Here is a 26,767-nt window from a genome sequence, read left to right as displayed (position 1 = left end):
TTACTAGTTAATATCGCCAAAGCGACATTGCAATGCGGTAATTGCAGTTAATGCTGCTGTTTCTGTTCTTAATATTCTGGGCCCTAATAAAACATCAACAAAAGATGCCTCATTAGCGCGTTTAATTTCATCATCACTTAAGCCGCCTTCAGGGCCAATAAGTAACCTTACACGCTGCTTTGAGTCGGTTATATTTTTTTCTGGCAAATTCATGATGGAATATTGCGCTTTGGGATGTAAGTTTAGTTTTAATGAGGCACTTTGTTGAGCGAGCCATTCATCTAAATAAACAGCTGGCATAACAATAGGGACCGAACAACGGCCACTTTGTTCACAAGCACCAATCACAATTTTTTGCCATTGGTCTATTTTTTTCTGTAAACGCTCACCCGTCAGCTTTACGCCACAACGTTCAGTAAATAGTGGGGTTATGGTATTAACACCAAGTTCAACCGATTTTTGTAAAGTAAAATCCATTCTATCGCCACGGGAAATACCTTGGCCTAAATGAATGTTTAGCGGTGACTCTACATGCTTCTCTGTGAACGACGTTATAACCACTTGTGCATTTTTTTTATTAACATCAGTGAGTTCAGCTTGATAATCGCCTAGTAAACCGTTATTAAATTCACCGTTGAAAAGAGTTAAGGAATCACCACTCTTTAAACGTAAAACTCGTATTGTATGGCCAAAGGCATCTTCACTTAAGGTGACTGTGTCGCCAATAGAAAAGGATTGTTGTTGATAAATTCTAGGATTGCTCATTTTATTTTATTTTTTATTATCTTAACAAGAAATATAAGGGCGACTTGCTCTTATTTCAATTATCATTTTATAAAATAGCTGAAAAACGGCTTTTTAAAATAAACATCGCCTGTTTTAAGTCTTTGATTACCTTTTTTGACTGAATTTACTATGATCAAATGTAATAATAACTTTTTAAGCAGCTTGATTTTTATTAGCTGTTTTCGTTTCCTGCTTATACATCCTAAACGGAGAACATAGATGTTCACAAAACACCTACCATCTTTTCAACCTATTTTATCTCGCGTGAGTCTTTTGTCAGTTATTGCTTTGACTGTTGTTAGTTGTGGACAAGCTGAGCAAGTTAAACAAAAAACGCCGGCTCCTGCCGTTTCTATTTATGAAATAAAAGTAAATGAAATTGGTAGCTATCGTGAATTTTTAGGGCGTTCCGTTGCCTCAAAAGAAGTTGATTTACGTGCTCGCATTGAAGGTGAATTAATAGCACGTCACTTTGATGAAGGTTCTATCGTTGAAAAAGATCAAGTACTACTTAATATTGAACCTGCGGCTTACCAAGCCTCTTTAGAATCTGCAAAAGCAGATCTAGCTAGTAGAGTTGCAGGTGCAGAAGGTGCGGCACGAGATTTAAAACGAGGGCGTGAAGTTGCAGGAGATGGCTATATTTCACAATCTGATCTTGATAAGTTAATCACTAATAACTCCCAAGCAAAAGCGGCGGTGCAGGTGGCTGAGTCAACACTAGAAACAGCTAAGTTGAGTTTAAGTTATACCGTGATTAAAGCGCCATTTTCAGGGCGAATTGGTAAAGTTAATTATAGTATTGGTGCCGTTGTGAGCCCGAGCAGTAATACCATCGCGACATTAACAGCAACAGACCCCATCTATGTGAGCTTTCAAGTAGAAGAAAGCGATTATATTTCTTATTTACAAAAAAATACGCATCAGCCTGAAGATTTATCCATTGATATTTCATTACGTTTACCGAACAACACCACCTATGGCGAAAAAGGTTTGCTTATTTTTGCCGATACCAAGATAGACCAGGGTATGGGGACGGTTGAATTACGTGCGAAGTTTAATAACCCTGACGGTATTGTTGTGCCTGGCTTGTTTGTCACCTTAATTATCGAAGGCAAGCAAAAAGAGCAAATGGCGCTAGTCCCTCAAGTTGCCGTTCAAGAAAGCCAACAAGGCAAGTTTGTCCTTGTTGTTAGCGACGATAATAAAGTTGTGCAACGTTTGGTTACTTTAGGGCGAAGAATGAATGCGATGTGGGTCGTTGAATCAGGTCTTAAAGCGAACGAACAAGTGATCATAGAAGGTTTACAAAAAGTAAGAAGTGGCGTTGAAGTGAAGCCAGTTATCAAAAGAATTGACCCGCTTACCGGTACTATTTCTGACCTTTTAACCAAGTAGGACACTCCCATGATCAGTAAAACGTTTATTCATCGACCCAAGTTTGCTTTTGTTATCTCAATTGTTATTACTTTAGCGGGCCTCATTGCAATGGGGATATTGCCCGTTAATATGTACCCTGAAATAACACCACCGCAAGTTCAAATAACAGCAGTCTATCCCGGTGCTAGCGCTCAGGTTGTCGAAGAGTCAGTTATTCGTCCCATTGAAGAAAAAATCAATGGTGTTGAAGATATGATGTACATCGAGTCAACAGCGTCAAATAATGGTTCAGCAACCATTACTGTATTTTTCAAGGTGGGTATTGATGACGATATGGCGCAGGTCAATGTGCAAAATCGTGTGGCATTAGCCCAAAGCTCTCTGCCATCAGAAGTGACCCGACAAGGGGTAACGGTTAAGAAAAAATCTAGCTCAATGTTAATGGCCATTAATTTATTTTCAAAGCAAGCGGGTATAGACCAACTTTTCTTAAGTAACTATGCGACCAATTCATTAACTGAGCCACTAGGACGTATTCCTGGCGTAGCAGAAGCTAGCGTTATGGGTGAAATGACTTATAGCATGCGAGCATGGCTACGACCTGATCGTATGGCATCATTAGGGGTTACGGTTACTGAGGTAAAACAAGCACTTCAAGAGCAAAATTTAATTGTAGCGGCAGGGAAGTTAGGTGCGAGCCCTTCATTGCCAAATCAACAGTTTGAGTATTCAATTCAAGCAAAAGGGCGATTAAAAACGGTTGAAGAATTTGGGCAAACTATCGTACGTGCTCGCTCTAACGGTAATTTTGTACGTTTATCTGATATTGCACGTTTAGAGCTTGGTTCGCAAAACTATGGTGTTCAAGCACGTTTAAATGGTAATGAAACCGCATTTTTAGTTATCTATCAATTGCCTGGTGCAAACGCAACTGAAGTCGCTCGGTTAGTAAAGTTAGAGATAGAAAAATTATCAGCACGTTTCCCTGATGGACTTGAATATGCTATTCCATACGACACTACTGAATTTATTTCACGTTCTATTGATGAAGTGAAAACGACCTTATTTCAAGCAATAGTTTTAGTTATTCTCGTGGTTTTCTTATTTTTGCAAAACTGGCGAGCGACACTGATCCCAACTATTGCTATACCGGTTTCATTAATTGGTACCTTTGCTTTTATGTTAGTGATGGGATATTCCATTAACACCATTACACTCTTTGGTTTAGTGCTTGCAATAGGGATTGTAGTCGATGATGCCATTATTGTTATTGAAAACGTTGAACGCATTCTTAAAGAAGAACAACTCGACATAAAAGAAGCGGTGACTAAGGCCATGAAACAGGTTTCAGGGCCAATTATTGCAACCACTTTAGTATTGCTAGCGGTATTTGTTCCTGTCGCCTTTATGCCGGGTATTACTGGCGAATTGTACAAACAATTTTCGGTAACCATCTCATTTGCCGTTATCATTTCGTCTATTAATGCCTTAACGTTAAGCCCAGCTCTTTGTACTGTTTTATTAAGTAAAGATAATATGAAACCGATTAAGTGGCTGATGCCTTTTGAACGGGGTATTGAAAAAATGACAGGAAGCTATACCACAGGTGTTAACTTCTTATTAAAACGTGCTGCTCGCGTCGGTATTATTGTCGGTGTTTTGTTTGTAGCTACAGGGTGGTTAACCACATCGGTACCCACGGGTTTTGTTCCAAGCGAAGACCAAGGTTATGTTTTTCTCGATATCCAATTACCTGATGCTGCTTCAAGTAACAGAACACAGGCACTTATTGATAAAATAACGCCAATGATAAAAGCAGACCCAGCCGTTACTGACGTTATTACTGTCTCAGGTGTTTCGTTATTAGGCGGGGCAGGTTCGAACAATGGTTTAGGCATTATCATGCTAAAAGATTGGGAAGAAAGAACGGAGCCAGCATTAGCATTGCGTGCCGTTATCCAGCGTTTAATGGGGCAACTGTGGACAATGCCAGACGCACAAATAATGATATTTAATCCTCCGCCTATTCCAGGCTTAGGGACAAGTTCGGGTTTTGAATTTAAACTACAAGACAGTGAAGGTCGAAGCCCTAGTGATTTAGCGCAAGTGATGAATGGTCTTATTTATGAGGCAAATCAACGACCTGAATTAACTCGCGTTTTTAGTACTTACCGCGCAAATGTTCCACAATACTTTTTAGAGGTTGATAGAGATAAAGCAAAAGCTCAAGGTGTTGCTTTATCTGATATTTTTATAACGCTACAAGCGCAGTTAGGGTCAATGTACATTAACGATTTTAGCCAGTTTGGGCGAACCTACAGAGTAACCGTTCAAGCTGAAAAAGAGTTCCGTAAGGATCCCTCTGACTTGCGCTACTATTTTGTGCGTAACCAAGACGGTGAAATGGTGCCATTAACGACACTTGCTAAGCTTGAACCTATTTTAGGCCCTACCAGTATCGGACACTTTAATTTGTACCGTAGCGCAAATATCACTGGCCAGGCATCGAGTGGTCATTCGTCAGGTGAGGCGATAGCGATTATGGAAGAATTGGCTGGAAACTTGCCCCAAGGCTATATTTTTGAGTGGGCAGGGCAGTCTAAACAAGAAATTGAAGCGGGTAATTTAGCGCCTGTTTTATTTGGTTTAGCGTTGTTGTTTGTTTACTTATTTTTAGTCGCTCAATATGAAAGCTGGACTATCCCCTTTTCTGTCATCGCCGCGGTGCCTTTAGCCTTATTTGGCTCAATGCTGACACTTTATATCTTAGGGATGGAAAACAATATTTATGCGCAAGTAGGGTTAATACTACTTATTGGCTTATCGACTAAAACCGCTATTCTTATTGTTGAGTTTGCGATGGAACTGAGAGCTCAAGGAAAGACTATCATGGAAGCGGCACTTGACGCTGCAAAGTTAAGATTTAGAGCGGTATTGATGACTGCACTCTCTTTTATTTTAGGTGTTATTCCTTTAGTTATGTCGTCTGGTGCAGGAGCCAGTAGCCGAATATTCCTTGGTGTTACTGTACTTTCAGGTATGTTAGCGGCCACTATATTAGGTACGCTGTTAGTGCCATATTTCTATATGGTCATTCAACGACTGCGTGAAAAATTGAAAGGAACAACGAGTTAACTTTAATAACCATTATGATGAGTTAAGCGGTTACCTCAATTTTCAAATGACTTTTTACTGCCGTGAAAAGTCATTTTTTTATCCGCTGTGTCACTAAAGAGCTGTGCAAGTAGCGATTCTATCATTTGATCTATTGAAGGAGAGGCTTTATCTAAATTGAGGCTTTTGATAGAATGCGCGTCTTTCGACTGGTACGCCTATATGAGTGTGCTGGTTTTATATTAATCTACAGCTCCGGATTTACGTTCTGGCTGGCTCAATGGGTATTATTATGCAAAACATCACCGTCTGTGCACTTTACAAATTTGTACGCTTAGAAAACTTTGAACAACTTAAAAAACCTTTACTGGCTGTTATGTTAAATAACGATGTTAAAGGTACGCTATTGCTTGCTAATGAAGGTATTAACGGTACTGTTGCTGGTACACAAAGCAGTATTGATAAGCTCTTAGCGCATTTAGAAACAGATGAGCGTTTAATGAATGTTTCTCATAAATATTCATACGCTGACGAAAATCCTTTTCAACGCAGTAAAGTAAAATTAAAAAAAGAAATTGTGACTATGGGCGTTGAAGGAATTGACCCATTATTGACCGTTGGTACTTATGTAAAACCTAAAGATTGGAATGCACTTATTGCTGATCCTGAAGTTTTATTGATTGATACACGTAACGATTATGAAATTGAAATCGGCACCTTCAAGAACGCAATAAACCCTAAGACTGAAACCTTTCGTGAATTTCCAGAATATGTTGCACAGCACTTAGACAAAAACAAACACAAAAAAGTGGCGATGTATTGTACTGGTGGTATTCGCTGTGAAAAATCAACCGCTTACTTAAAAGAGCAAGGCTTTGAAGATGTTTATCATCTTGAAGGTGGTGTGCTTAAATATTTAGAGGAAGTTGAGCAAGATAATTCAATGTGGCAGGGTGAATGTTTTGTTTTTGATGGCCGTGTTGCCGTAGGGCATGGCTTAGAGCAAGGGCAGTACGATCAATGCTTTGCTTGTCGCTACCCGATAACCGAACAAGAAAAACAAAGTGAGCATTATGTTAAGGGGGTGAGTTGCCATCGTTGTTATGATAAATATACCGACGAACAACGTAGTGGCTTTGCTGAGCGCGAACGCCAAATTAATTTAGCAAGCCAACGTGGTGAAAAACACATTGGTGGACATGTTCAAGATGTCATTGAGCAACGACGCAAAGAAAAAGTAGCCAGTAAAAAAGCGCAGTCGGCTAAATAGTCATAAATTAACCTCATATTTTTCCAATAAAAAAAGCGACTCATTGAGTCGCTTTTTTTATGTTCAGTAGGAACGATGATGTTGAAACGTTAAAAATTAAAAACCAGCGGCTTTACGAAGCGCGTCGGCTTTATCAGTTCTTTCCCAAGTAAAGGCGGTAAAAGTATCATCACCCACTGTTACTTCAACAGGTTCACGACCAAAATGTCCGTAAGCGGCTGTCATTTGGTACATAGGGTGTAATAAATCAAGCATCTTAGTAATGCCGTAAGGTCGTAAATCAAAATGCTCTCTAACTAACTCAATCAACTTGGCTTCTGATACTTTACCAGTACCAAAGGTTTCAATTGAAATAGATGTTGGCTCAGCAATACCAATGGCATAAGAAATTTGAATTTCACAACGATCAGCTAAACCAGCAGCAACAATGTTTTTCGCAACATAGCGTCCTGCATAAGCGGCACTGCGGTCAACTTTTGATGGATCTTTACCTGAGAATGCACCACCACCATGACGAGCCATGCCGCCATAGGTATCAACAATAATTTTGCGACCGGTTAAACCACAGTCACCAACGGGGCCACCAATAACAAAACGACCTGTAGGATTAATAAAATATTTAGTATCTTTAGTTAATAACTCTGCAGGTAATACCGCTTTGATAATGTTTTCCATCACAGCTTCGTGTAAATCTTCTTGAGAAATCTCTGGATTATGTTGAGTTGATAAAACAACAGCGTCAATTGCTACGGGTTTATTATCTTCATAAATAAAAGTAACTTGAGACTTTGCATCAGGACGTAACCAAGGTAAAACACCTGATTTACGCACTTCTGCTTGACGCTCTACCAAACGATGAGAATAAAATATAGGCGCGGGCATTAACGTTTCAGTTTCATTGGTTGCATAACCAAACATGAGTCCTTGGTCACCAGCACCTTGATCTTCTGGGTTTGCTCGGTCAACACCTTGTGCAATTTCAGGAGACTGTTGGCCAATTAAATTCATAATGCCACAGGTTTCACCATCAAAACCTACGTCAGATGAAGTGTAACCAATATTACTAATAACATTACGAGTAATCGTTTCTAAATCAACCCATGCGGTGGTAGATACTTCGCCTGAGATAATTGCTACGCCAGTTTTCACCATAGTTTCACAAGCAACACGAGCATTTTTATCTTTAGCGATAATTGCATCAAGCACGGCATCAGAAATTTGATCGGCGATTTTATCTGGATGACCTTCAGAAACTGATTCAGAAGTGAAAAATTGAGTAGACATAAAACCTCAGGAAAAATTTAATAGTTTAAGATATTTTTGAATTAAAGTTATTCTAACTGCAAGATTAACTATTTTCTAGTTTTTTTACGCCTAGATGGCTAAACGGCTAAAAATAACTGTAAATTGCTCATTTAAAGAGCAGGTAATTGTTGTAGCGAGACATTTTTACCAAATAGTACTGACATTAACTGTGCTTGTTCATGTGATATTTTTGAGCTAAAAAAACATTGTTGGGAAATATGTTCATAACTTGCCAGTAATCCCTTAATTTCAAGTTGTCTGGCAAGCTGCTCAGTTACCGGTTGAGCCGTTTCCATAATGGTAATTTTATCCCCAACAATATCTTGTATAAGTTGGCGAACAAAAGGGTAATGAGTACACCCTAATACGAGAGTATCAATATTACTTTGCAGAAGTGGCACTAATAAGGCATTTAGTCTTTTACGGCACTGTTCACTTTCATAAAGACCTTGTTCAATAAGTTCTACTAATCCGGCACAAGGTTGGATATAAATTTCAGCACCATTCTTATGCTTATTCACTAATGATAAAAAACGCGTATTTACAGCGGTTGCTTCTGTTACTAATAAAGCTATTTTTTGGGTTTTACTGTGAATTGCGGCAGGTTTAATTGCGGGCTCAACTCCTATGATTGGAATTGAAACGCGTAAACGTAGCTGATCAATAGCGCTAACCGTTGCAGTATTACAGGCAACAACAATTGCTTTTACTTGCTGGTTAATTAACCAATCTGCAATTTTATTTACCCGTTCAATAATATTTGCCGACGATTTATCGCCATAAGGAGCAAATTGGCTATCTGCAACATAAATAAGGTTTTCATGGGGTAAATTTTGATGAATACATTTAGCTATCGACAAACCACCAATGCCAGAGTCGAAAACACCGATCGCTTGAGAATTTATTGGAACTGACTTTAAGGGGGCTACTTTTTTTTTGGCGATTAGCTGATTTTGAGTCATTATATCTGTCGTTAATGAGTAAGGTATTAAAATTCGTATTTGTTATATTGATTTTAGTCAGGAAAGTAAAGTGCTCTGAGCGTTATTTATTGAATATATTGAGTTTAAAATACATGCCATTTATTTTTTAACTTATCTAAAATACCACTGTTTTTAATTTGATGATAAGCATCCCTATATTTACTAACAACTTTTTCATCACTGTTAAGGCTAAAAGCAAAATATAAATCATGATTAACGACTGATATAGGCATAATTACTTTTAGGTTACTGATATCTAAATTTAATTTACTTGCTCGTGCTTTTAAGGTGTTCTTTGTACCCGTAATAATGTCAACCCTATTAAGATATAGCATTTGTAAGCTTTGCTCTGGTGAACCGAGTACATAAATATAGGGGTACTCTTGTTGCTGAAAATATTGGGCGGTACTTGATGAATTAGTCACGGCTACTTTGTATTTTTTCAGTTCTTTAATATCAGTTATTGATGTTTTAAATTTTTCTTTTAAGCCCCAAGCATAAATATCTTCTTTCATTAATTTTCCACCCCAAATGAATAAACTCTCCCGAGATAAGGTACGAGAGAGTGAAAAAATAAGTGTATTAGGTTGGTTTAGTGCTGTTCTGTAAGCGCGTGCCCAAGGCAATACTTGCAAATCAATATTATCACCTGTAATTTTGAATATTTCTTCCATAACTTCAACTGAAAAGCCGCTAAGCACATTACTTTCTTGGTAGAACTGGTAAGGTGGTAATATTTCCGTGACAACAAGCTGCTCAGCAATACTTGATGAGGTATTGCCGAGCAAAAATATAATGATCCAGAGATATTTTATAGTCATCAAATATCTAACTTATTTAGTAAAGGTTCATAAACTAAGTATAGAACAAGTTGAGTTTTTGGTCTTTAAAAACTCAAAGGGCCTCATAATAATAATGTCAGTAAAGTTATCAATATAAAGAGAAAACCCATGCAAAGTGATGTTTCATTAAAACGATTAAAACAGTTTCCACCATTAATGTGGATCCTGCTCTTTGGCGCTTTCATCACGCGTGGTAGTTTTTATATGGTTTGGCCATTTTTGTCGATTATTTTATATCAACGCTTTGGTATTTCTGCAACAGAAGTTGGTATGATTTTATCTTTTGCCGCTTTAGTCTCGGTATTTATTGGTTTTCTTGGTGGTACTTTATCTGACAAGATTGGACGACATCAATTGATGTATACCAGTGGCGTTTTGTATGTTTTTTCCTTTGCCTATTTAGCTCAAGCAACTGCTTTGGTTGAGTACATTATCGTTATTACGTTGTGTTCTATTGCTAAAGCGCTATGGGAACCACCAACATCAGCGTTAATTGGCGATATAGTGCCAGAACCTCAAACACGAGAGTTGGCTATGCAAATGCGTTATTTTGTTGTTAATGCAGGTGCTGCTATTGGCCCTATGGCGGGCGTGTGGTTTGGACTTACAGGGGAGCAGTCCAGCTTCTCTATTACTTCCGTAACCTTTGCACTTTTCATCGGTGTTTTGTATTTTGGGTTTAAAGCGCATGGTAAAATTACATTAGGCAAAGAAAATAAATTATTAGAACTTAAACAAACAGACAGCAGTTTTAAAACTACGGTTAGCATTTTAAAGCAAGACAAGTTACTACAATGTCTCATTGTGGCTAATATTTTGTGTATGTTTATTTATGCACAAATGGACTCTTCGTTGATTCAATATTTAACTCGCGCTGAAGTGCCTGATCTTATTTTGCTTATTTCATCGATGATTGGTGCCAACTCACTGTTAATTATTTGCTCTCAGTTTGTTTTGTTGAAAATGATGGCTTCGATGGCCTTAGAGAGTCGTATTCAAATTGGTTTACTGTTACTTGCCGCTTCGCAACTTTGGTTTGCAGTAAACCCACTCGACTTTTTCTGGGGATGGATTGGCGCAGTATTAGTGATGAGCTTAGCCGAAGCGATATTATTCCCTACCATGAATGTTCATATTGACCGTTTAGCTCCAGCACATTTACGTGGCGCCTACTTTGGTGCAGCATCATTTTATTCTTTAGGCTTCGCTATAGCTCCATTGTTAGGTGGTTTTGTATTAGATCATTTTGGAGGTTTTTGGTTATTTATGACCGCATCACTGCTGTGTTTTGTTGTTATATATTTATATCGAATACTCCCTACTTTTAAACGGCCAAATTTTGATGATGTAGTCATAGAAAAATAAATGTGGGAATCTTCTTTAGAAATTAACAGAAATGTCAGAGAGCTAAAAACTACCGCTAACCTTTGCTCATGCGAGAAAGTTACTGTAAATATTGTTGGTTAGTTGATGACATATAATCGCCAAAAGTAGATGATTTTTACTTCTGATTTTTGTTGAAATAGCGATCCTAACGACGCCCACTATTTCTTATCACCGCTTTAAAAGCAACGGTAAGTGTGAGTAAAAAGAATTTTTAGACTTTATGGTTGTAGAATAACTTTAAGATTAAACGTTATTTTGATAGAAACTCCGTTTCTGCTTATCCTAAAATATCATCATCACTATTAAAAACTTGATAGTTGTGTGCCTTAATTTTTATCGCTATTTTTTGATCCAATGCTAATAAACAATTGCTATAAAAGCTCAACTGTTCAAATGACAAAGATAGGTCTCTATCAATACTACTCAGTAAATAGTGAAACCCATGTTCAGTGATAGAGATGTTATCAACTTTTACATTATTCTTCTCAAATCCACCCTCACAGTACTCAATAGCTTGGGACTTTAATAACAATTGTAGTTTATGAGAGTTCCCTTTGTACGTAGCCATATTTCCCTCTAAAAAAAGATCTTCACTTGATGGTAATTCTCCAAGAGCTGATTGGAATTGGCCATTTATCGCTTTTACAGGTATCCAGCTACCTAATTGCAAAAAATCAGCAACTTGCCAACTGTTTGGTGAGTGACAAACATCGGCAGGTCTTCCTATTTGAAGGATACTTCCCTGATGCATTACTGCAATTTTATCAGCAAAAGTAAAGACTTCGTCTTTGTTATGAGTCACAAATATAGCACTCATTTTTAACTGCTTTAAAATTTGGCGCATTTCTAACATTAATTCATTGCGTAAACGCGCATCAATATTTGAAAAAGGCTCATCAAGCAATAATAAGGTAGGCTGAGGCGCTAATGCTCTAGCAATAGCGACTCTTTGTTGTTGCCCACCAGACAATTGGTGTGGAAACCTTGCTTCTAAACCCGTTAACTTAAGTAAGCTGAGCAAATCAGCCATTCGAGATTTTTGTTCACTTTTTGGCAGTTTATTAATTCCAAAGCAGATGTTTTTTTCAACTGATAAATGAGGGAACAATGCATAATCTTGAAAGATCATACCGATATTACGATGTTCAGGAGCTACATGCTTAAATGGCGTGATAGTGAGAATATCTTCTGCAACGATTAAATGAGTACTCTTTGAATTATTACGCTTTATGCTCAATTCACCTGTGCTGGGTGTATTAAAGCCCGCGATAGTATTAAGCAATGTGGTTTTTCCACAACCACTTGGTCCTACTAATCCAAGAATATCACCAAAATTTAGTGTTAAGTGGGTGTCTGACAATATGACTTTATTATGTAATTTAACCGAAAGTTGCTTAACGCTTAATAATTCATTTTCGACCATTTACGATCACTCCTTATTTCTATTGAGCCAAATAATAGGTAATAGGCCTAATAAAACAATTAAGATAGCACTCAAGGCTCCTTGCTCAAGCATTTCGTCCGATATTAATTGATAAATTTGTATACTCAGCGTGTCAAAATTAAAGGGCCTTAGTAATAATACGGCGGATAGTTCTTTCATTGACTCAACAAATACGAGTAACCATGCTACAAAAATAGAAGGCCTAAGTATTGGCAGGTGTACTTTTTTTAACATTTGCCCTAAACCTACACCCAAACTTGCAGGGGCAAGATCAACAGAATCAGGTATCTGCTTGATACCACTGGATATTGTTCCATTAGAAATCGCTGAGAAACGAACCACAAAGGCAAATACGACAGCGAAAATAGTGCCGGATAATACTAAGCCGGGCTCTTTAAGCTGAAGATACCTTGCTATATCATTAATAAAATGATCAAGGGGTCCAAAACTAGCCAATAATGCCATTGCTAAGACTGTTCCTGGTATCGCATAGCCGATCCCCGATAAACTTGAAGGAAGTATTCGCCATTTATCTAAGCTTAATCGACGATATAAACCAAATAACAATGCGAAGAACGTGGCAATAGTTGCGGCATAAAATGATACTTCAATACTGTTAAGGCTTGGTGAAACTAGACTTGTTAGCTGAGCCATATTGCTGTATTCAAATGCCATAATAACAAGTAAAGCGAAAGGTAAAAGAAAACCCGCTAAAACCAATATCCAACAAAAACCGCTAATAAATAGTTGTTCAAAGAATGACAATGTAATAATTTCAATATGCAGGTTGGGCCTATTTGATTGATGATTTTGACCGGCTCTTGCACGTTGTTCTGCAACAACCACAAACAGAATAATCAGCATTAATATACTGGCTAAAGCATTTGCTGTTGCTAAGTCGCCATAGCCCAACCAAGTATCATATACAGCTGTAGTAAGTGTATTTACTGCAAAATAATTTACCGTGGCAAAGTCAGCTAAGGTTTCCATAAGGACTAAACTCGCTGATATCGCTATTGCTGGGCGCGCCAGCGGTAAGGCAACTTTTAAAAAGCTTTGTTTTGCTGACAAGCCTAATAAACGTCCGGCCCTTAACAAGTTTTGATCTTGTTGCTCAAGTGCAGTACGCGTTAACATATAAACGTAAGGAAACAACACTAAAGAAATTACAATGGAAGCTCCAGGCAAAGTGCGTATATCAAAAAACCAATAATCACTCGGCGACTGCCAATTAAACCACCCACGTAACGTACGCTGTATAGGTCCTGCGTAATCAAACATATCAGTATAAAGATAGGCAACTAAATAGGCGGGCATCGCTAAGGGTAATAAAAGTAGCCATCTCAGAAACTTTTTACCAAAAACGTTAGTATGAACAATGAAAGCAGCACTAAAAGTACCAAAAATTAAAGATAAAAAAACGACCAACACGCCTAGTACTAGCGTGTTAGTAATATAGTCAGGTAAGACAGTTTGCCAAAGATGAGAAAACAAATCACTTGACGAACCAAAGCTGGCTAATACCATAACTAATACCGGTGTTATGAGTAAAAATGCTATGAGCCAGCAGGCACTTCGCCAGATATTATTTTTTAACGGGGCTATCAAGAAATAAAGTTCATCTTTTATAAATCAAATTTAGCTTTATCTATAAGTTTAAGCGCTTCTTTTCTATACTTTGCGATCGATTCTAACGATAATGAATCTGCTTTAAACTTACCCCATGAGGCAACTAAATCAGAAGGCATTACATCAGCTCTCACTGGATATTCCATGTTCGTTTCAGCATAAAGCTTCTGTGCCTCTTTTGACACCAAGAATTCCATTAAAGCTTTAGCATTGTCATTATTAGGAGCATATTTTGCCATGCCCATTCCTGATATATTCACATGAGCACCACGGTTATTCTGATTGGGAAAATTAATGTATACCGAATCAGCCCATAACTTCTGCTTTTCATCAACCAACATTTTGCCAAAATAGTAACTATTACCTAGCGCTATATCACACAAGTTTTGATGAATTGCTTGTACTTGACCACGGTCATTACCCTGAGGTTTACGGGCCAAGTTCACTTTAAACTTTTCTAACCAGGTGAGAGTCTCAGTTTCACCATGAGCAGCAATCATAGAGGCAACAAGTGCAATATTGTATGAATGTTTACCGCTTCGAGTGCATATTCTTCCTTTATATTTAGTGTCAGCTAAATCTTCATAATTAATTTCTATAGCACCCAAACGTTTAGCTGAATAAATATTACGTACACGTGTTGTAAGCGCATACCACGTATTGTCTGTAGCACGATATTGACTAGGAATTACATCAAGTAACGTTTTAGAGCTATAAGCTTGAAGCAGATCACGGTCATGTAATTCAATGAGCCGACTAATATCCGTTGTTAATAATATGTCTGCGGGGCTATATTTACCTTCTCGGGCAAGACGTTCCGCCATACCTTTTTTAGCAAAAATAACATTGACTTTAATCCCCGTTTTTTCTGTAAAAATATCAAACAAAGGCTTAACTAAAAATTCCTGACGATAGGAGTACACATTCACCTCATCACTAGCTTGTAAAGATGATGAAACAAGTAAAAAACTAGCAAAAATTAAGAGTAAATTTTTTCGAATGGACGTTGTTTTTTGCATTATGCTACCTTGACAATATAATGTCAGTCTCTGTCGTAAGTGTTTATAGGCTGGCAAGGTTAAAGAAAACATTACAACTTGTCAATCTATTTGAGAATGGTTCTTATTTAGGTTTGTGGGTCAGGGATATTGTCGCCTTGTGAGATCCCGCCACCCTAATACTATTTTGAATATAGCCTTGTCATCCATTTATTGATATTCGATTTTTTATACTTATCGTTCGTATTTTATTAATAGTGTCGGTTATTCATCTCTCTCTAAAAGAGTACAAAGCGACTTAGTATATTTTACGGATCCCTTCACAAGTAAAGACAAAGATATTATTTTTCGACAACCAGGCACAAAAAAGGCCACCCTTAGGTAGCCTTCAAATAACGCGTTTTACGTTAAATATATTACTCGTAATCAGAAGCGTAAGTTTCTTCATAAGAGTGCGAGTAAAGCTCGAACAAATTACCAAAAGGGTCTTCTAAGTAAACCATTTGGGCTAGTTTGCTGTCGTCTTCTGGGTGGTAGCGATGAATGTCCATACGCACTTTGCCGCCATATTGTTCAGTACGCGCCATAGCACCTTCGAAATCATCTGTTTGAAGGCAAAAATGGAATATCCCAATACGTGAGAAATCAACTTCGTGACGTTCTTGGCGCTCTTTCATTTCAAACATTTCAACACCAATGCCGTCAGTTGTTACTAAATGTGCAATATTAAAGCCTTTAAAGCCCTCACCAAAAACAGCCACACACATTTTTCCTATGGCAGTTTCACGCTCTTCTTTTACCTTAGTGTTATTCATTACAATTTTTAGACCAAGCGCTTTAGTGTAAAATTCAACCGCTTTATCCATATCGCCAACCATGAGACCTACGTGATTCATTTTCATAACTTACTCCAAAATTATATTGATTAGTTCGTAATTCGTTCGATAAGGTAATACTACGCCTAATGTCATATAATTAAAAACAATCAATGATTATGATAATGATAACGTTTCGTTATCATTATTTTGGTGTTTATTGAAGTAAAATATTGCTTAACAATTGTCAAACTACACGGTAACTTTCTAAAGCAAAAAAGGGGCATAGCGCTACAATACTTGTACTGACTTTATCAGTTAAATTGACGTTAATGCGTTAACGTTTAAAGACCGTTATGGGGCAACTATATCTTTTTTAGTTAATTATTTAACCTTAACGTCTCTGACAAACTAAGCACAATAATTGAGAGCCGGCTAGTAAGCTTATTGTCATCATGTAACAGCCAACCAACATAAACTGATTTATGTTGGTTCACATATCACGAAGAAACTTTTATAATGTCGCGCAAATTGTATTTAGGGGGTTTATATGTATAAAGTTTTTTCAAAAGTGTTAGTTATAGCTTTGATGCTTGTTGCCTTTATTGGGCAAGCAGTTGCCTTTAATACTGCTATGCCTTGTGAAACTTTAGTCGACTCTCTTTCCCCCAACATCAGTGAACCAGTAAATTATAACGATTCGAACTTACTTAATAACAACAGCTCAGAAGATTGCTGTGGTATTGAATGTTGTAATATGGACTGTACTTGCATTGCCAATGCGTGTTCATCATTTGTCTATTTTAATACTGACGTTGATGCAACGAAAACAGCCACTTTAAGTGACATTGTTTATATACCACAGCCTAAGCAACCTAAATCTATCGCTACTTTGCTCTATCGCCCTCCCATTTTTACCTTATAGAAATTTAAAAATACCAAAAATTGTCTACAACTTTTCAAGTTAATCAGCGCTATTGTGCTAATTAATGCCAGAGCAAGTACCAAGTAATATCTGAGGTAAAAATGTTTAAAAAGTCATTGAGAACAACAGTAGCAATACTGTTAATTCCTGCGTTTGCATACGCGAGTGAAAATAATAATAAAAATGAACATGAAGAAAATCATGAGCATGTTGATAACAAGATTGAAAAAATTCAAGTAAGTGCTTCTCGTTTAGGTCGTATTGTCATTGAATCGGCAACACGAACCGAAATGATTAATGGCGAAGAAATACAAGAAAAAGCACTTATGCGTCCGGGTAATATCTCTATGTTAGTGGCTGAAACAGGTGGTGTTAGAGTACAAACTACATCGCCTGCGTTAGGGAGTTCCAACATCCGACTGCAAGGAATGTACGGACGTTATACGCAACTGTTAAGTGATGGTTTACCTTTATATGGTGGCCAAACAGCTTCAATAGGTTTGATGCAAATTCTTCCTACAGACCTTGCAAATGTTGAAATAATTAAAGGGTCTGCCTCTTCTCTTTATGGTGGCTCTGCACTTGGTGGGGTGATCAATTTAATTTCACGCACTCCCACTGATAATTATGAAGGCGAAGTGTTGGTCAATGCGACCTCTAAAAATGGTCAAGATATGACTTCCTACTTTGCATCACCTTTAACTAGCGCCTTAAGCGCATCGGTTACTGCCGGAATTCATCACCAAGAAAAGCAAGACTTAGATGACGATGGTTGGATCGATATGGCGGGCTATGAAAGGGCTAGCGTTCGTCCTCGTTTCTATTGGCAAGACGATAATGGTGCCAACCTTTACGTTACCTTAGGGGCAATGACAGAGCAAAGGGATGGCGGTACCTTAGGTGAGTCTATTGTACCTGATGGTAACGGGTTCCCTCAAACACAGGACACGCGTAGAACAGATGTTGGTTTTATATATGACCAACCATTAGGGGAAGTGTTGAATTTAAATATCCGTGGTTCAGCAATGAATCAAGACCACGAGCATCAATTTGGTGCTGTTCAAGAGGATGATAGCCACGAAAGTACGTTAATCGAGTCGAGCTTATCAGGGTATTCTGATAAAACGGCATGGCTTGTTGGAGTAGCGCTTCAATCTGAGAAATTCAAATCTGATACTTTTGCTCAATTTGATTATGCTTATCAAGTGCCGGGATTATTTTCGCAACTTGATTATGAAGCAAGCGATGATATTTCCATGTCTCTTAGTGCTCGCACTGACTGGCATAGTGAATATGGTACACAAGTAAGCCCTCGGGTTTCATTGCTATACAGCCCCGAGAACTGGACGATTAGGGGGGCATACGGACAAGGGTTTTTCGCACCAAGCCCATTTATTGAAGACATTGATGAAGCTGGTTTATCGCGTCTTGCGCCGCTAGAAAACCTTGAAGAGGAGCGTGCATCAACCGCTTCTATCGATATTAGCTATGTGCTGGGCAGTGTAGAAACCAGCCTAACATTATTCGCGTCAGATATTGAGAACGTTACTGAATTAGACGTCATTAATGGTGTTTCGGATAAACGAGTTCGACTCGTCAATGCTGCTGGCGAAACTGAAATTAGTGGTGCTGAATTATTGCTACGTTATCGCTGGCGAGATATTAAATTTACGGGGAGCTATTTATACACAGACGCCACTAAAGAAGGTGACTCTAGTGTTAACCGAGTAGCTTTGGCGTTAACACCACAACACTCTGCCGGCCTTGTTGTTATGTGGGAAGAGCACGGAAGTCATTTGCTCGGGTTTGAAGCTTATTATACTGGTACACAGCAGCTTGAGAACAACCCGTATCGAGATCGTAGCCAGCCTTATTGGCATCTAGGACTGTTAGGTCAAATTACCATAGGACAAGTCAGTTTCTTTGTTAATGCTGAAAACTTGTTAAACGTGCGACAAACTAAGGAAGACTCTTTGGTGTTGCCTGAACAAGCACCTAGTGGTCGATGGACAACAGATATTTGGTCAAGAAATGATGGTTTTACCGTTAATGCTGGTTTACGTTTTAAATTTGGCGGTTAACACTACAATATATTAGGACCACAATTTATTGATTTAGCGATATTTAATTAAACCTTTGGGGTTAGCACCGCTATTTTTAGTTATAACCCTATTCGAATAACTAATACTTTATGCTGGCAGAATATGATCACTGAGCTGTTTAATACCGCCCAGTGATCAGTGTTACCTTTACAAGTAAAAGCTCGAATATTCTAAATATAGCAGCACGTTTTTTGAAATAACCCCAAAAAAATTATATAGAATTATTAGATTATATTGGTACGAGTAAAAAGCTTATGGATAAGCCAAATAGTAATTTCGTGAATTATTGTAGAGAAAAACATGCTTCCAAGGTGCCGCAGTGGACTTTAGTTCTGAACACTGGGTTTTTTCTAGTATTGCGCGGAGGTATTCGGTTTTGACTAAAAAAATAAGCTCATGAATAAGCCAAACAATAATTTCATAAATTATTGTAAAGAAAAAGATGCTTCCAAGGTGCCGCAGTCGACTTTAGTTCTGAACACTGGGTGTTTTCTAGTATTGCGCGGAGGTATTCGGTTTTGACTAAAAAAATAAGCTCATGAATAAGCCAAACAATAATTTCATAAATTATTGTAAAGAAAAAGATGCTTCCAAGGTGCTGCAGTCGACTTTAGTTCTGAACACTGGGTGTTTTCTAGTATTGCGCGGAGGTATTCGGTTTGACTAAACGAATAAGCTTATGGATAAGCCAAACAATAATTTCATAAATTATTGTAAAGAAAAGGATGCTTCCAAGGTGCCGCAGTCGACTTTAGTCCTGAACACCGGGTGTTCAGGGCGGAGGTATCATTTCAACCGTAGGCTTCCCGATACGAGCCGGGCTTGCACAATAGCTAATAATCAACTTCCTAAGGTAAAACTTATCGGCTCAGGGACATAGTTAACATACAAACACCCCAGAAGACGAAGCTAGTATAGCTAATTTTTCAAAGCGAATTAAGTGTTATTTTGTAAGTTTGGTTTGTTTGTTTTTTTAGTGTGCAGAGGTTGCTGAAAAATCAGGCTTTCTTGCGGTATTCAGCCGTTACAGCTTCTTTAATGGTCGATTGTAGTAAATCAATTTTGCTTTGCAGTGCAGCGCGCTCTTGAATAAGTTCTTTACGAGCGGCTAATAAATCGTTCGATAAATTAAGTGCTGTCATTACAAGTGATTGTTCAGGCGTTTTTATTGAGTAAGCTTTACTGTCTGTTAGCAAGCGTTGGTTTAATTCTTCCGCGGCTAATAGTAAAGATGATTCTTGCCCAGAAGGACATGAAATCTTTAATCTTCTATTTGCAACTTCAATGGTAACCGAGTGTTGACTCATAACAGGTGATTCTCACAAAAACGTCTTAATTAATAGTAATATATGCGTATCTCAGCACTATATCGATGACCCGTTCACTATGCAAGCGTTCTGTAGGGTTTTCTCCTTTAATCTCTAGCATCATAAAAGCGTGAATGTTACGATACCTAGCATTAACTCACGCATTTTATTGATGATTAAAACATGTCCAACGAAACCTCTTTAGACTTTGCCTCAGTGCAAGCAATTCTTACCTCCGAAAGCATTACGGCCCATGGCTCAGAATTACATGGTGTATTAACCGGCTTAGTATGCGCGGGTTTTACCTTTGAAAGTGAAGACTATATCGTGATGATTAATGACTTGTTTAACAATGGCGAAGGCTTACCTCGCGAAGTTAAGTCTTTGGTGAAGTCAATGTTCGCACAAGTTTGGAGTGACATTATTGATGACACTTATAGTTTTCAACTGATGTTACCTGATGACGACGACAGTATTGTTGAACGCGGCCATGCGTTAAGTGTTTGGGTACAAGGCTTTAACTTAGGATTTGGCTTACAACAAAAAAACAAAGCAGTACTATCAGAAGACGTTAAAGAAGTGCTGATTGATTTTGCTGAAATTGCTAATTTGTCTGACGAAATGGAAGAAGATGAAGACACCGAGCAAGCCTACTTTGAAATAGCTGAATATGTCAGAATTTCTGCCTTATTATGTTTTACTGAGCTTGGCTCACCGCCAGAAAGTAAAAGCGCAGAAGAAACCGTTCACTAAAAGAAATATTAGCCATGACAACATCTACTTTAGTTCAAAACACTTTATTACCGTTGAAAGAGTTCACTGCCCGTCGCGATCAGTTTTTTAAGTCGATGCCAACGAATTCTATTGCGATATTTTCTGCCGCACAAGAAGTCACCCGTAGTAACGATACCGAATATGCTTTTTGCCAAGATAAAAACTTTTATTATCTAACTGGGTATAACGAACCTGATGCCATTTTAGTACTGACTAAATCTGATAAAGAAGGCATGAACAGTGTTTTATTTAACCGCGACAAAGACCCATTGCAAGAAATATGGCATGGCAGGCGAGTAGGGCAAACACAAGCGGTTGAACAGTATGGTGTAGATAGTTGTTTTTCATTAAGTGAAGTAGACCAATACCTTCCAGATTACATCGCTAATAAAAGTCACTTATTGTTTTGCCAAGGAAAAAGTGAAGCATTTGATAAGCAAATCTATGCATGGCTATCAACGGTTAAAGCGCAAAGTCGCCTTGGCGTTAAAGCGCCGACACAACTGGTTGATTGTCGAGCAACAATAGAAGAAATGCGTTTAATCAAAAGTGCCGGCGAACTTGAAATTATGCGGCGTGTTAACGTGATCAGTGGTGCGGCTCATGCCCGAGCAATGAAACAGTCGGCGATAGGTAAGTATGAATACCAATTAGAAGCTGAAATATTGCATGAATTTGCAAATAATGGTGCAAGACACCCAGCTTACGGCACTATTGTTGCTGGCGGTGATAATGGCAATATTTTGCATTACACGAATAATGACGATGTACTAAAAAATAATGAATTGATTTTGATTGATGCAGGCGGAGAACTCAGCGGATATGCCGCAGATATTACGCGTACATTTCCGGTTAATGGTAAGTTCTCATTAGCACAACGAGAAATTTATCAGCTGGTGCTTGATGCACAAAATTTAGCGATTGACGCAATAAAGCCACAAGCGACTTTTGCAGAGCTTAATGTTTTAGTGAACAACTTTCTCACGACAGGTTTGCACCGTATGGGCATTTTGTTAGGTAATATAGATGTATTACTCGAAGAAAAAGCCTGTAAAAAATACTTTATTCATGGTTTAGGCCATTGGCTAGGGCTTGATGTGCATGATGTCGGTGATTATCAGTCAAACGAAAAACGTGAGCAATGTCGAGTTTTTGAGCAAGGAATGGTAATGACCATAGAACCTGGTATTTATATTCCGCTTGATGACTTTAGTGTTGATGAAAAATGGCGTGGGATCGCGGTAAGAATTGAAGATAACATCGCGGTTACTGATCAAGGTCATGAAAACTTAACCGTAAATGCGCCAAAATCAATCAATGAAATAGAGCAAGTAATGGCTGTGAATCACTAGTTTACTGTTTTTTTTGCACTGAATTTTTTTGTCCTACTGAACTTGCTCACTTGAATGAACGTACTGAACTTTCATCAGTAACAATGATTTTGTGTTTCAGTACTCAGTTAGAATGAGTGCTGGAAATGAACTCAGCAACTCAGGTTTTTAATCTTCACATCAAGCGATTGACGTAAATAGCCAAAATTAACTATGAAAAAAGAATTTGATATTGTAATTTCAGGTGGTGGATTATCGGGTGCATTAATGGCCTTGAGCCTGATTGACTGCGAAAATGAAAGTGGACAACCATTATCTATTGCCATTGTTGAAGCGAATCCGGTATTAAAAGATCCGACATTAACGTTTGACGATCGTGTTTTAGCGCTTTCACATGGCACCGCCACTTACTTGCAAAGCTTAGGTGTTTGGCAGCAGCTAAAGCGTTTCGCAGAGCCCATTAAAAATATTCACATTTCTGATCGAGGCTTTTACGGTAAAGCTCGACTCTATGCTGAACATCATCAAGTTAATGCGCTGGGCTTTGTCGTTGAAATGTCATTGATCGGGCAAGTATTGTTAGCCCACCTAAAAGAAAAAAATCAATTAAAGCGTAACCTTACTTGGTTTACACCTGACAAAATTACGGATATTACTTGGCAAAAAAATCAGGTTGAACTGACACTTAATTCTGAAATACAGCTAAGCGCAAAGCTCTTACTCGCCTGCGATGGTGTGCACTCCGCTTGTCGACAATTTGCTAACATTTCAGTACAAGAGTCTGATTATGGACAATCAGCACTCATTACCAATGTTAGTACCGCTATCGCTCATAATAACCTCGCGTTTGAACGTTTTACAGAAACGGGTCCTATTGCGATGTTACCGCTGTCAAAACAGGGGAGCGCAACAAATGATAGTCGCTGCTCTTTGGTGTGGACATTGCCTCCTGAGCAAGCCAATAAAATGGCGAGATTGAGTGAAAAGCAATTTAAAGAAGAACTAGAAAGTGCATTTGGTAGCTGGCTTGGTGCAATAACGCATGTGGGTAAACGTGATATTTACCCACTTAAATTGCTAATGGCTGATGAACAAGTGTTTCATCGTATGGCACTTATTGGCAACGCTTCTCATACGATTCATCCGATAGCAGGACAAGGTTTTAACCTCGGCGTGAGAGACGTTAAGCATATGGCTGAGCTTATTAAGCAGTCGCTAAAAAATAATGAAGACGTTGGACAGTTTTCTGCGCTGAGTGACTATGCCTCGCAGAGAAAATATGATCATCAGAACGTTATTGGTTTAACCGATTCATTAGTCACACTTTTTTCAAATACGTTGCCCCCCTTAGTGGCGGGTCGTAATGTTGGCTTGAAAGTAATGAACTATCTATCGCCATTGAAAAATACCTTGGTTAGAAAAACCATGGGATATTAGCGATTAAGTTTCTCGACAGTTACTCGAGGACTAGAACGTAAAACAATTCAAAAATTAAGAAGAATAACATGCAAAAATTTGATGTATTAATTGTTGGTGGTGGCATGGTGGGGTTAACCTTAGCATTAGCCATACGAAAGCAAACAGAGCTAACGGTCGCTATTGTCGACACTTCACCTCCTGCTCAATTGTCAGAAAAATCAGATGTTCGAGTCAGCGCACTCAATGTTGCTAGCAAACAAATTTTTGATAACCTTGATGTTTGGCCTTTAATTGAGCAAAAAAGGATCCAAGCTTACACCGATATGCATGTTTGGGATAAAGCGGGTTTTGGCAAACTGCTTTTTTCTTGTGACGATTTACAGCAAAATTCAGCGAGTGAACACTTAGGTTGGATTGTTGAAAACAGTGTTATACGCCTAAGCCTTTGGCAAAAAGCACAAGCTGACCATGGCATCACTTTTTACACTGATAATACTTTAAGTAATATTAGTATTGGCGAAAGTGAAGCTTTTATTAGTTTTGCCTCAACTAGCGGTGATCCTATGCCAATAACGGCTAAATTAGTGGTTGGAGCAGACGGGGCAAACTCTTGGGTTCGAGGTGAAATGGACATCCCCTTAACCTTTCGTGATTATGACCATCACGCTATTGTTGCTACAGTAAAATGTTCACAAGGTCATCAAAATACCGCATGGCAAGTTTTTCTAGAAACTGGCCCATTAGCATTACTTCCCCTTAATGACTCGGATGGTACGCAAGACCTATGCTCAATTGTTTGGTCAACATCCCCTGAAGATGCCGTGCGTTTGAATGGCTTAACTCCCGAGGGATTTTCAAAAGCATTAACAGCTGCGAGTGATGGGAAATTAGGAAATATTGAATTACAGAGTGAGCGATTTACTCATCCTTTAACCATGCGTATGGCACAAACTTTTGTACAAGACCGTATCGCTTTGGTTGGCGACGCGGCGCATACTATTCATCCTTTAGCAGGTCAGGGCGTTAACCTAGGGTTACTTGATGCAGTATCGTTAGCACAAATTATTAGTGAAAAAATAGCCAAACACAAAGCATCAACTGATGTTTGGTTAACAACGCGGTTACTAAACGAATATTCACGCTGGCGTAAAGCTGAAGCGATGGAAATGGTTGCGGCAATGGAAGCTATTAAACAAACATTTACACCTCAGCAAGGCGCAGTAAAGTTGGTTAGAGGTTTAGGTTTGTCGTTAATCAATAATATTAAACCAATAAAACAACTGATGATTAAGCAAGCCTTAGGTCTGAAAAGTGATTTACCTAAGCTGGCGCAAGTAAAAGACAAGTTAATTTAAACACCATTTATTTCAATAGCTTACGTATAGATTTTAACCGAAACGTTAATTTTGGTGCAACGTTTATGCTGCTTTATCGACGTTACCCAAAAAATTGTACGTAAATAGCCTTTTATTAGAGAGAAAATTCACCACTTAAATCAGCCACTCTTCCCCCTCGTTCTTGATATTCTTCGTATGTAAATTAACTCTCTTTGTAGAAAATAAAGGTCAGTAAAAAGTACAAAATAAAATCCCAACATTTGATTTGTTAAGGAAGTAAATCTGCTTATAATTTTGCTAAGTGACATTTTTAAAAATTAAGTTTGGATTAAAATATTTATCTGGTTTTAAATTTGTATTTTTGGCTGTTTTCTTTGTTTTTAGTTGAATAGGTAGCTTTGCGCGGCTATAATCTCACCAATTATTTTGTAAATATACTGCCTTTAAGCTCGGCTTATTGGCGAATTCATACAATTAAAGTGGAATACATACGATGACTAATAAAACCGTATTACATGCTAAGCACATTGAAGCTGGCGCAAAACTAGTTGATTTTCACGGTTGGGAAATGCCAATTAACTACGGCTCACAAATAGAAGAGCATCATGCTGTTCGAACCGATGCTGGTATGTTTGATGTTTCACACATGACTATTGTTGATATTAAAGGCAGCGACGCAAAAGCATATTTACGCCGTTTAGTGATTAACGATGTTGCAAAATTAGAGGTTGCTGGTAAAGCCCTTTATACCGGAATGTTAAATAACGAAGGTGGTGTTATTGATGATTTGATCATTTACTTCTTCACTGAAACTTATTACCGCTTAGTCGTTAACTCAGCGACGCGTGTAAAAGATTTAGCGTGGATGAATGAACAAGCATCTGGTTTCGACATCACGATTACCGAACGTCCTGAATTCGGTATGATTGCCGTGCAAGGCCCACAAGCTAAAGCTAAAGTTGCCACCTTATTAACGCCAGAGCAAACCCAAGCGGTTGAAGGCATGAAGCCATTTTTTGGTGTTCAAGCGGGTGATTTATTTATTGCTACTACCGGTTACACCGGTGAGAACGGTTACGAAATCGTTGTTCCAGAAGACCAAGCAGCAGATTTATGGCAAAAATTATTAGACGCAGGTGTTAAACCTTGTGGTTTAGGTGCTCGCGATACTTTACGCCTAGAAGCAGGTATGAATCTGTACGGTTTAGATATGGACGAAACAGTTTCGCCATTAGCCGCTAACATGGCATGGACCATTAGCTGGGAACCTACAGATCGTAACTTTATTGGTCGTGAAGTATTAACCGCTCAGAAAGCTGCAGGTGACCAACCTAAACTTGTTGGCTTAGTCTTTGAAGAAAAGGGTGTACTACGCACCGGTCTTAAAGTGATTACGCCATTTGGTGAAGGTGTTATTACCTCAGGCACATTCTCGCCAACACTAGGTCACAGTATTGCTATGGCACGTGTACCTCGCAGCGTAAGCTTAGGTGACACCGTAGAAGTAGAAATGCGTAAAAAATTAGTGAACGTTAAAGTGATTAAAGCAAGCTTTGTTCGTAACGGTAAAAAAGTTTTTTAATCAATTTTTTACCATAAAATTTGTTATAGAACGATGTA

Annotated in this window: 20 protein-coding genes and 1 other RNA gene; 11 read left to right on the top strand and 10 right to left on the bottom strand. The window is 38.3% G+C overall.

Going from position 1 to position 26,767, the window contains the following annotated elements:
- Positions 1-3 precede the first annotated feature (3 nt).
- Positions 4-765, bottom strand: a complete 762-nt coding sequence (rsmE, locus tag H4J39_RS12185) for a 16S rRNA (uracil(1498)-N(3))-methyltransferase (RefSeq protein WP_182228670.1) — start codon at positions 763-765, stop codon at positions 4-6.
- A gap of 240 nt (positions 766-1,005) precedes the next feature.
- On the opposite strand from rsmE, the gene H4J39_RS12180 reads away from it, so the two are divergent.
- From H4J39_RS12180 to H4J39_RS12170, 3 genes are all read left to right on the top strand, one after another.
- Complete coding sequence (locus tag H4J39_RS12180; RefSeq protein ID WP_182228668.1) at positions 1,006-2,184, top strand: efflux RND transporter periplasmic adaptor subunit; 1,179 nt, start codon at positions 1,006-1,008, stop codon at positions 2,182-2,184.
- Between the two features lie 9 nt (positions 2,185-2,193).
- Positions 2,194-5,301, top strand: coding sequence for an efflux RND transporter permease subunit (locus H4J39_RS12175; protein WP_182228666.1), 3,108 nt, complete (start codon positions 2,194-2,196; stop codon positions 5,299-5,301).
- A 271-nt stretch (positions 5,302-5,572) separates the two neighbouring features.
- Complete coding sequence (locus H4J39_RS12170) at positions 5,573-6,550, top strand: rhodanese-related sulfurtransferase (RefSeq protein ID WP_182228664.1); 978 nt, start codon at positions 5,573-5,575, stop codon at positions 6,548-6,550.
- Between the two features lie 96 nt (positions 6,551-6,646).
- Here the strand turns inward: H4J39_RS12170 and metK are convergent, their stop codons facing one another.
- From metK to H4J39_RS12155, 3 genes are all read right to left on the bottom strand, one after another.
- Entirely contained in the window at positions 6,647-7,834 is a 1,188-nt protein-coding gene (gene metK, locus H4J39_RS12165) for a methionine adenosyltransferase (RefSeq protein WP_182228662.1), read from the bottom strand.
- A gap of 131 nt (positions 7,835-7,965) precedes the next feature.
- A complete protein-coding gene (murI, locus tag H4J39_RS12160) occupies positions 7,966-8,817 on the bottom strand; it encodes a glutamate racemase (RefSeq protein WP_182228660.1) in 852 nt (283 codons plus the stop codon).
- Positions 8,818-8,921: 104 nt separating this feature from the next.
- On the bottom strand, positions 8,922-9,659 hold the full coding sequence (locus H4J39_RS12155; RefSeq protein ID WP_182228658.1) for an ABC transporter substrate-binding protein: 738 nt from the start codon (positions 9,657-9,659) through the stop codon (positions 8,922-8,924).
- A gap of 129 nt (positions 9,660-9,788) precedes the next feature.
- On the opposite strand from H4J39_RS12155, the gene H4J39_RS12150 reads away from it, so the two are divergent.
- Positions 9,789-11,045, top strand: a complete 1,257-nt coding sequence (locus tag H4J39_RS12150; RefSeq protein ID WP_182228656.1) for an MFS transporter — start codon at positions 9,789-9,791, stop codon at positions 11,043-11,045.
- A gap of 298 nt (positions 11,046-11,343) precedes the next feature.
- On the opposite strand, the gene H4J39_RS12145 is transcribed toward H4J39_RS12150, so the two are convergent.
- From H4J39_RS12145 to H4J39_RS12130, 4 genes are all read right to left on the bottom strand, one after another.
- Positions 11,344-12,489 carry an ABC transporter ATP-binding protein gene (locus tag H4J39_RS12145; protein ID WP_182228654.1) on the bottom strand — a complete coding sequence of 382 codons (1,146 nt, stop codon included), beginning with the start codon at positions 12,487-12,489 and terminating at the stop codon, positions 11,344-11,346.
- A 6-nt stretch (positions 12,490-12,495) separates the two neighbouring features.
- Positions 12,496-14,118, bottom strand: a complete 1,623-nt coding sequence (locus H4J39_RS12140; RefSeq protein ID WP_259368827.1) for an iron ABC transporter permease — start codon at positions 14,116-14,118, stop codon at positions 12,496-12,498.
- A 17-nt stretch (positions 14,119-14,135) separates the two neighbouring features.
- Positions 14,136-15,158 (bottom strand): extracellular solute-binding protein, encoded by a 1,023-nt coding sequence (locus H4J39_RS12135; RefSeq protein WP_182228650.1) that lies wholly within the window; start codon positions 15,156-15,158, stop codon positions 14,136-14,138.
- Between the two features lie 395 nt (positions 15,159-15,553).
- Positions 15,554-16,039, bottom strand: coding sequence for a VOC family protein (locus tag H4J39_RS12130; protein WP_182228648.1), 486 nt, complete (start codon positions 16,037-16,039; stop codon positions 15,554-15,556).
- A 463-nt stretch (positions 16,040-16,502) separates the two neighbouring features.
- On the opposite strand from H4J39_RS12130, the gene H4J39_RS12125 reads away from it, so the two are divergent.
- Positions 16,503-16,877, top strand: a complete 375-nt coding sequence (locus H4J39_RS12125) for a hypothetical protein (protein ID WP_182228646.1) — start codon at positions 16,503-16,505, stop codon at positions 16,875-16,877.
- A 101-nt stretch (positions 16,878-16,978) separates the two neighbouring features.
- The gene (locus H4J39_RS12120) at positions 16,979-18,958 is read left to right on the top strand and encodes a TonB-dependent siderophore receptor (RefSeq protein ID WP_182228644.1); all 1,980 of its coding nucleotides are present in this window, start codon (positions 16,979-16,981) and stop codon (positions 18,956-18,958) included.
- 745 nt (positions 18,959-19,703) lie between these two features.
- On the opposite strand, the gene ssrS is transcribed toward H4J39_RS12120, so the two are convergent.
- Together ssrS and H4J39_RS12110 are read right to left on the bottom strand one after the other, a co-directional pair.
- Positions 19,704-19,885: non-coding RNA, 6S RNA (ssrS, locus tag H4J39_RS12115), on the bottom strand.
- A 92-nt stretch (positions 19,886-19,977) separates the two neighbouring features.
- Positions 19,978-20,286 carry a cell division protein ZapA gene (locus H4J39_RS12110; RefSeq protein WP_182228642.1) on the bottom strand — a complete coding sequence of 103 codons (309 nt, stop codon included), beginning with the start codon at positions 20,284-20,286 and terminating at the stop codon, positions 19,978-19,980.
- A gap of 183 nt (positions 20,287-20,469) precedes the next feature.
- On the opposite strand from H4J39_RS12110, the gene H4J39_RS12105 reads away from it, so the two are divergent.
- From H4J39_RS12105 to gcvT, 5 genes are all read left to right on the top strand, one after another.
- Positions 20,470-21,039, top strand: a complete 570-nt coding sequence (locus H4J39_RS12105) for a UPF0149 family protein (RefSeq protein ID WP_182228640.1) — start codon at positions 20,470-20,472, stop codon at positions 21,037-21,039.
- Positions 21,040-21,053: 14 nt separating this feature from the next.
- The gene (gene pepP, locus H4J39_RS12100; protein WP_182228638.1) at positions 21,054-22,412 is read left to right on the top strand and encodes a Xaa-Pro aminopeptidase; all 1,359 of its coding nucleotides are present in this window, start codon (positions 21,054-21,056) and stop codon (positions 22,410-22,412) included.
- 192 nt (positions 22,413-22,604) lie between these two features.
- Entirely contained in the window at positions 22,605-23,828 is a 1,224-nt protein-coding gene (ubiH, locus tag H4J39_RS12095) for a 2-octaprenyl-6-methoxyphenyl hydroxylase (protein ID WP_182228636.1), read from the top strand.
- A 68-nt stretch (positions 23,829-23,896) separates the two neighbouring features.
- A complete protein-coding gene (locus H4J39_RS12090) occupies positions 23,897-25,165 on the top strand; it encodes an FAD-dependent monooxygenase (RefSeq protein ID WP_182228634.1) in 1,269 nt (422 codons plus the stop codon).
- Between the two features lie 475 nt (positions 25,166-25,640).
- Positions 25,641-26,729 (top strand): glycine cleavage system aminomethyltransferase GcvT, encoded by a 1,089-nt coding sequence (gene gcvT, locus H4J39_RS12085; RefSeq protein WP_182228632.1) that lies wholly within the window; start codon positions 25,641-25,643, stop codon positions 26,727-26,729.
- Positions 26,730-26,767 lie beyond the last annotated feature (38 nt).

Source organism: Colwellia sp. Bg11-12 (assembly GCF_014076955.1).
Taxonomy (GTDB): Bacteria; Pseudomonadota; Gammaproteobacteria; order Enterobacterales; family Alteromonadaceae; genus Colwellia_A.
Note: the sequence above shows the minus strand (reverse complement) of the source record. Positions and strands in the feature narration are given on the sequence as shown.

What these genes read in the sequence shown, in the direction of transcription:
- H4J39_RS12110 (WP_182228642.1), bottom strand. Translation starts at nt 20,286, where the DNA reads ATGAGTCAACACTCGGTTACCATTGAAGTTGCAAATAGAAGATTAAAG.
- H4J39_RS12170 (WP_182228664.1), top strand. Translation starts at nt 5,573, where the DNA reads ATGCAAAACATCACCGTCTGTGCACTTTACAAATTTGTACGCTTAGAA.
- H4J39_RS12150 (WP_182228656.1), top strand. Translation starts at nt 9,789, where the DNA reads ATGCAAAGTGATGTTTCATTAAAACGATTAAAACAGTTTCCACCATTA.
- metK (WP_182228662.1), bottom strand. Translation starts at nt 7,834, where the DNA reads ATGTCTACTCAATTTTTCACTTCTGAATCAGTTTCTGAAGGTCATCCA.
- H4J39_RS12175 (WP_182228666.1), top strand. Translation starts at nt 2,194, where the DNA reads ATGATCAGTAAAACGTTTATTCATCGACCCAAGTTTGCTTTTGTTATC.
- H4J39_RS12130 (WP_182228648.1), bottom strand. Translation starts at nt 16,039, where the DNA reads ATGAAAATGAATCACGTAGGTCTCATGGTTGGCGATATGGATAAAGCG.
- gcvT (WP_182228632.1), top strand. Translation starts at nt 25,641, where the DNA reads ATGACTAATAAAACCGTATTACATGCTAAGCACATTGAAGCTGGCGCA.
- H4J39_RS12120 (WP_182228644.1), top strand. Translation starts at nt 16,979, where the DNA reads ATGTTTAAAAAGTCATTGAGAACAACAGTAGCAATACTGTTAATTCCT.
- pepP (WP_182228638.1), top strand. Translation starts at nt 21,054, where the DNA reads ATGACAACATCTACTTTAGTTCAAAACACTTTATTACCGTTGAAAGAG.
- H4J39_RS12090 (WP_182228634.1), top strand. Translation starts at nt 23,897, where the DNA reads ATGCAAAAATTTGATGTATTAATTGTTGGTGGTGGCATGGTGGGGTTA.
- H4J39_RS12135 (WP_182228650.1), bottom strand. Translation starts at nt 15,158, where the DNA reads ATGCAAAAAACAACGTCCATTCGAAAAAATTTACTCTTAATTTTTGCT.
- rsmE (WP_182228670.1), bottom strand. Translation starts at nt 765, where the DNA reads ATGAGCAATCCTAGAATTTATCAACAACAATCCTTTTCTATTGGCGAC.
- H4J39_RS12125 (WP_182228646.1), top strand. Translation starts at nt 16,503, where the DNA reads ATGTATAAAGTTTTTTCAAAAGTGTTAGTTATAGCTTTGATGCTTGTT.
- H4J39_RS12180 (WP_182228668.1), top strand. Translation starts at nt 1,006, where the DNA reads ATGTTCACAAAACACCTACCATCTTTTCAACCTATTTTATCTCGCGTG.
- H4J39_RS12145 (WP_182228654.1), bottom strand. Translation starts at nt 12,489, where the DNA reads ATGGTCGAAAATGAATTATTAAGCGTTAAGCAACTTTCGGTTAAATTA.
- ubiH (WP_182228636.1), top strand. Translation starts at nt 22,605, where the DNA reads ATGAAAAAAGAATTTGATATTGTAATTTCAGGTGGTGGATTATCGGGT.
- H4J39_RS12105 (WP_182228640.1), top strand. Translation starts at nt 20,470, where the DNA reads ATGTCCAACGAAACCTCTTTAGACTTTGCCTCAGTGCAAGCAATTCTT.
- H4J39_RS12155 (WP_182228658.1), bottom strand. Translation starts at nt 9,659, where the DNA reads ATGACTATAAAATATCTCTGGATCATTATATTTTTGCTCGGCAATACC.
- murI (WP_182228660.1), bottom strand. Translation starts at nt 8,817, where the DNA reads ATGACTCAAAATCAGCTAATCGCCAAAAAAAAAGTAGCCCCCTTAAAG.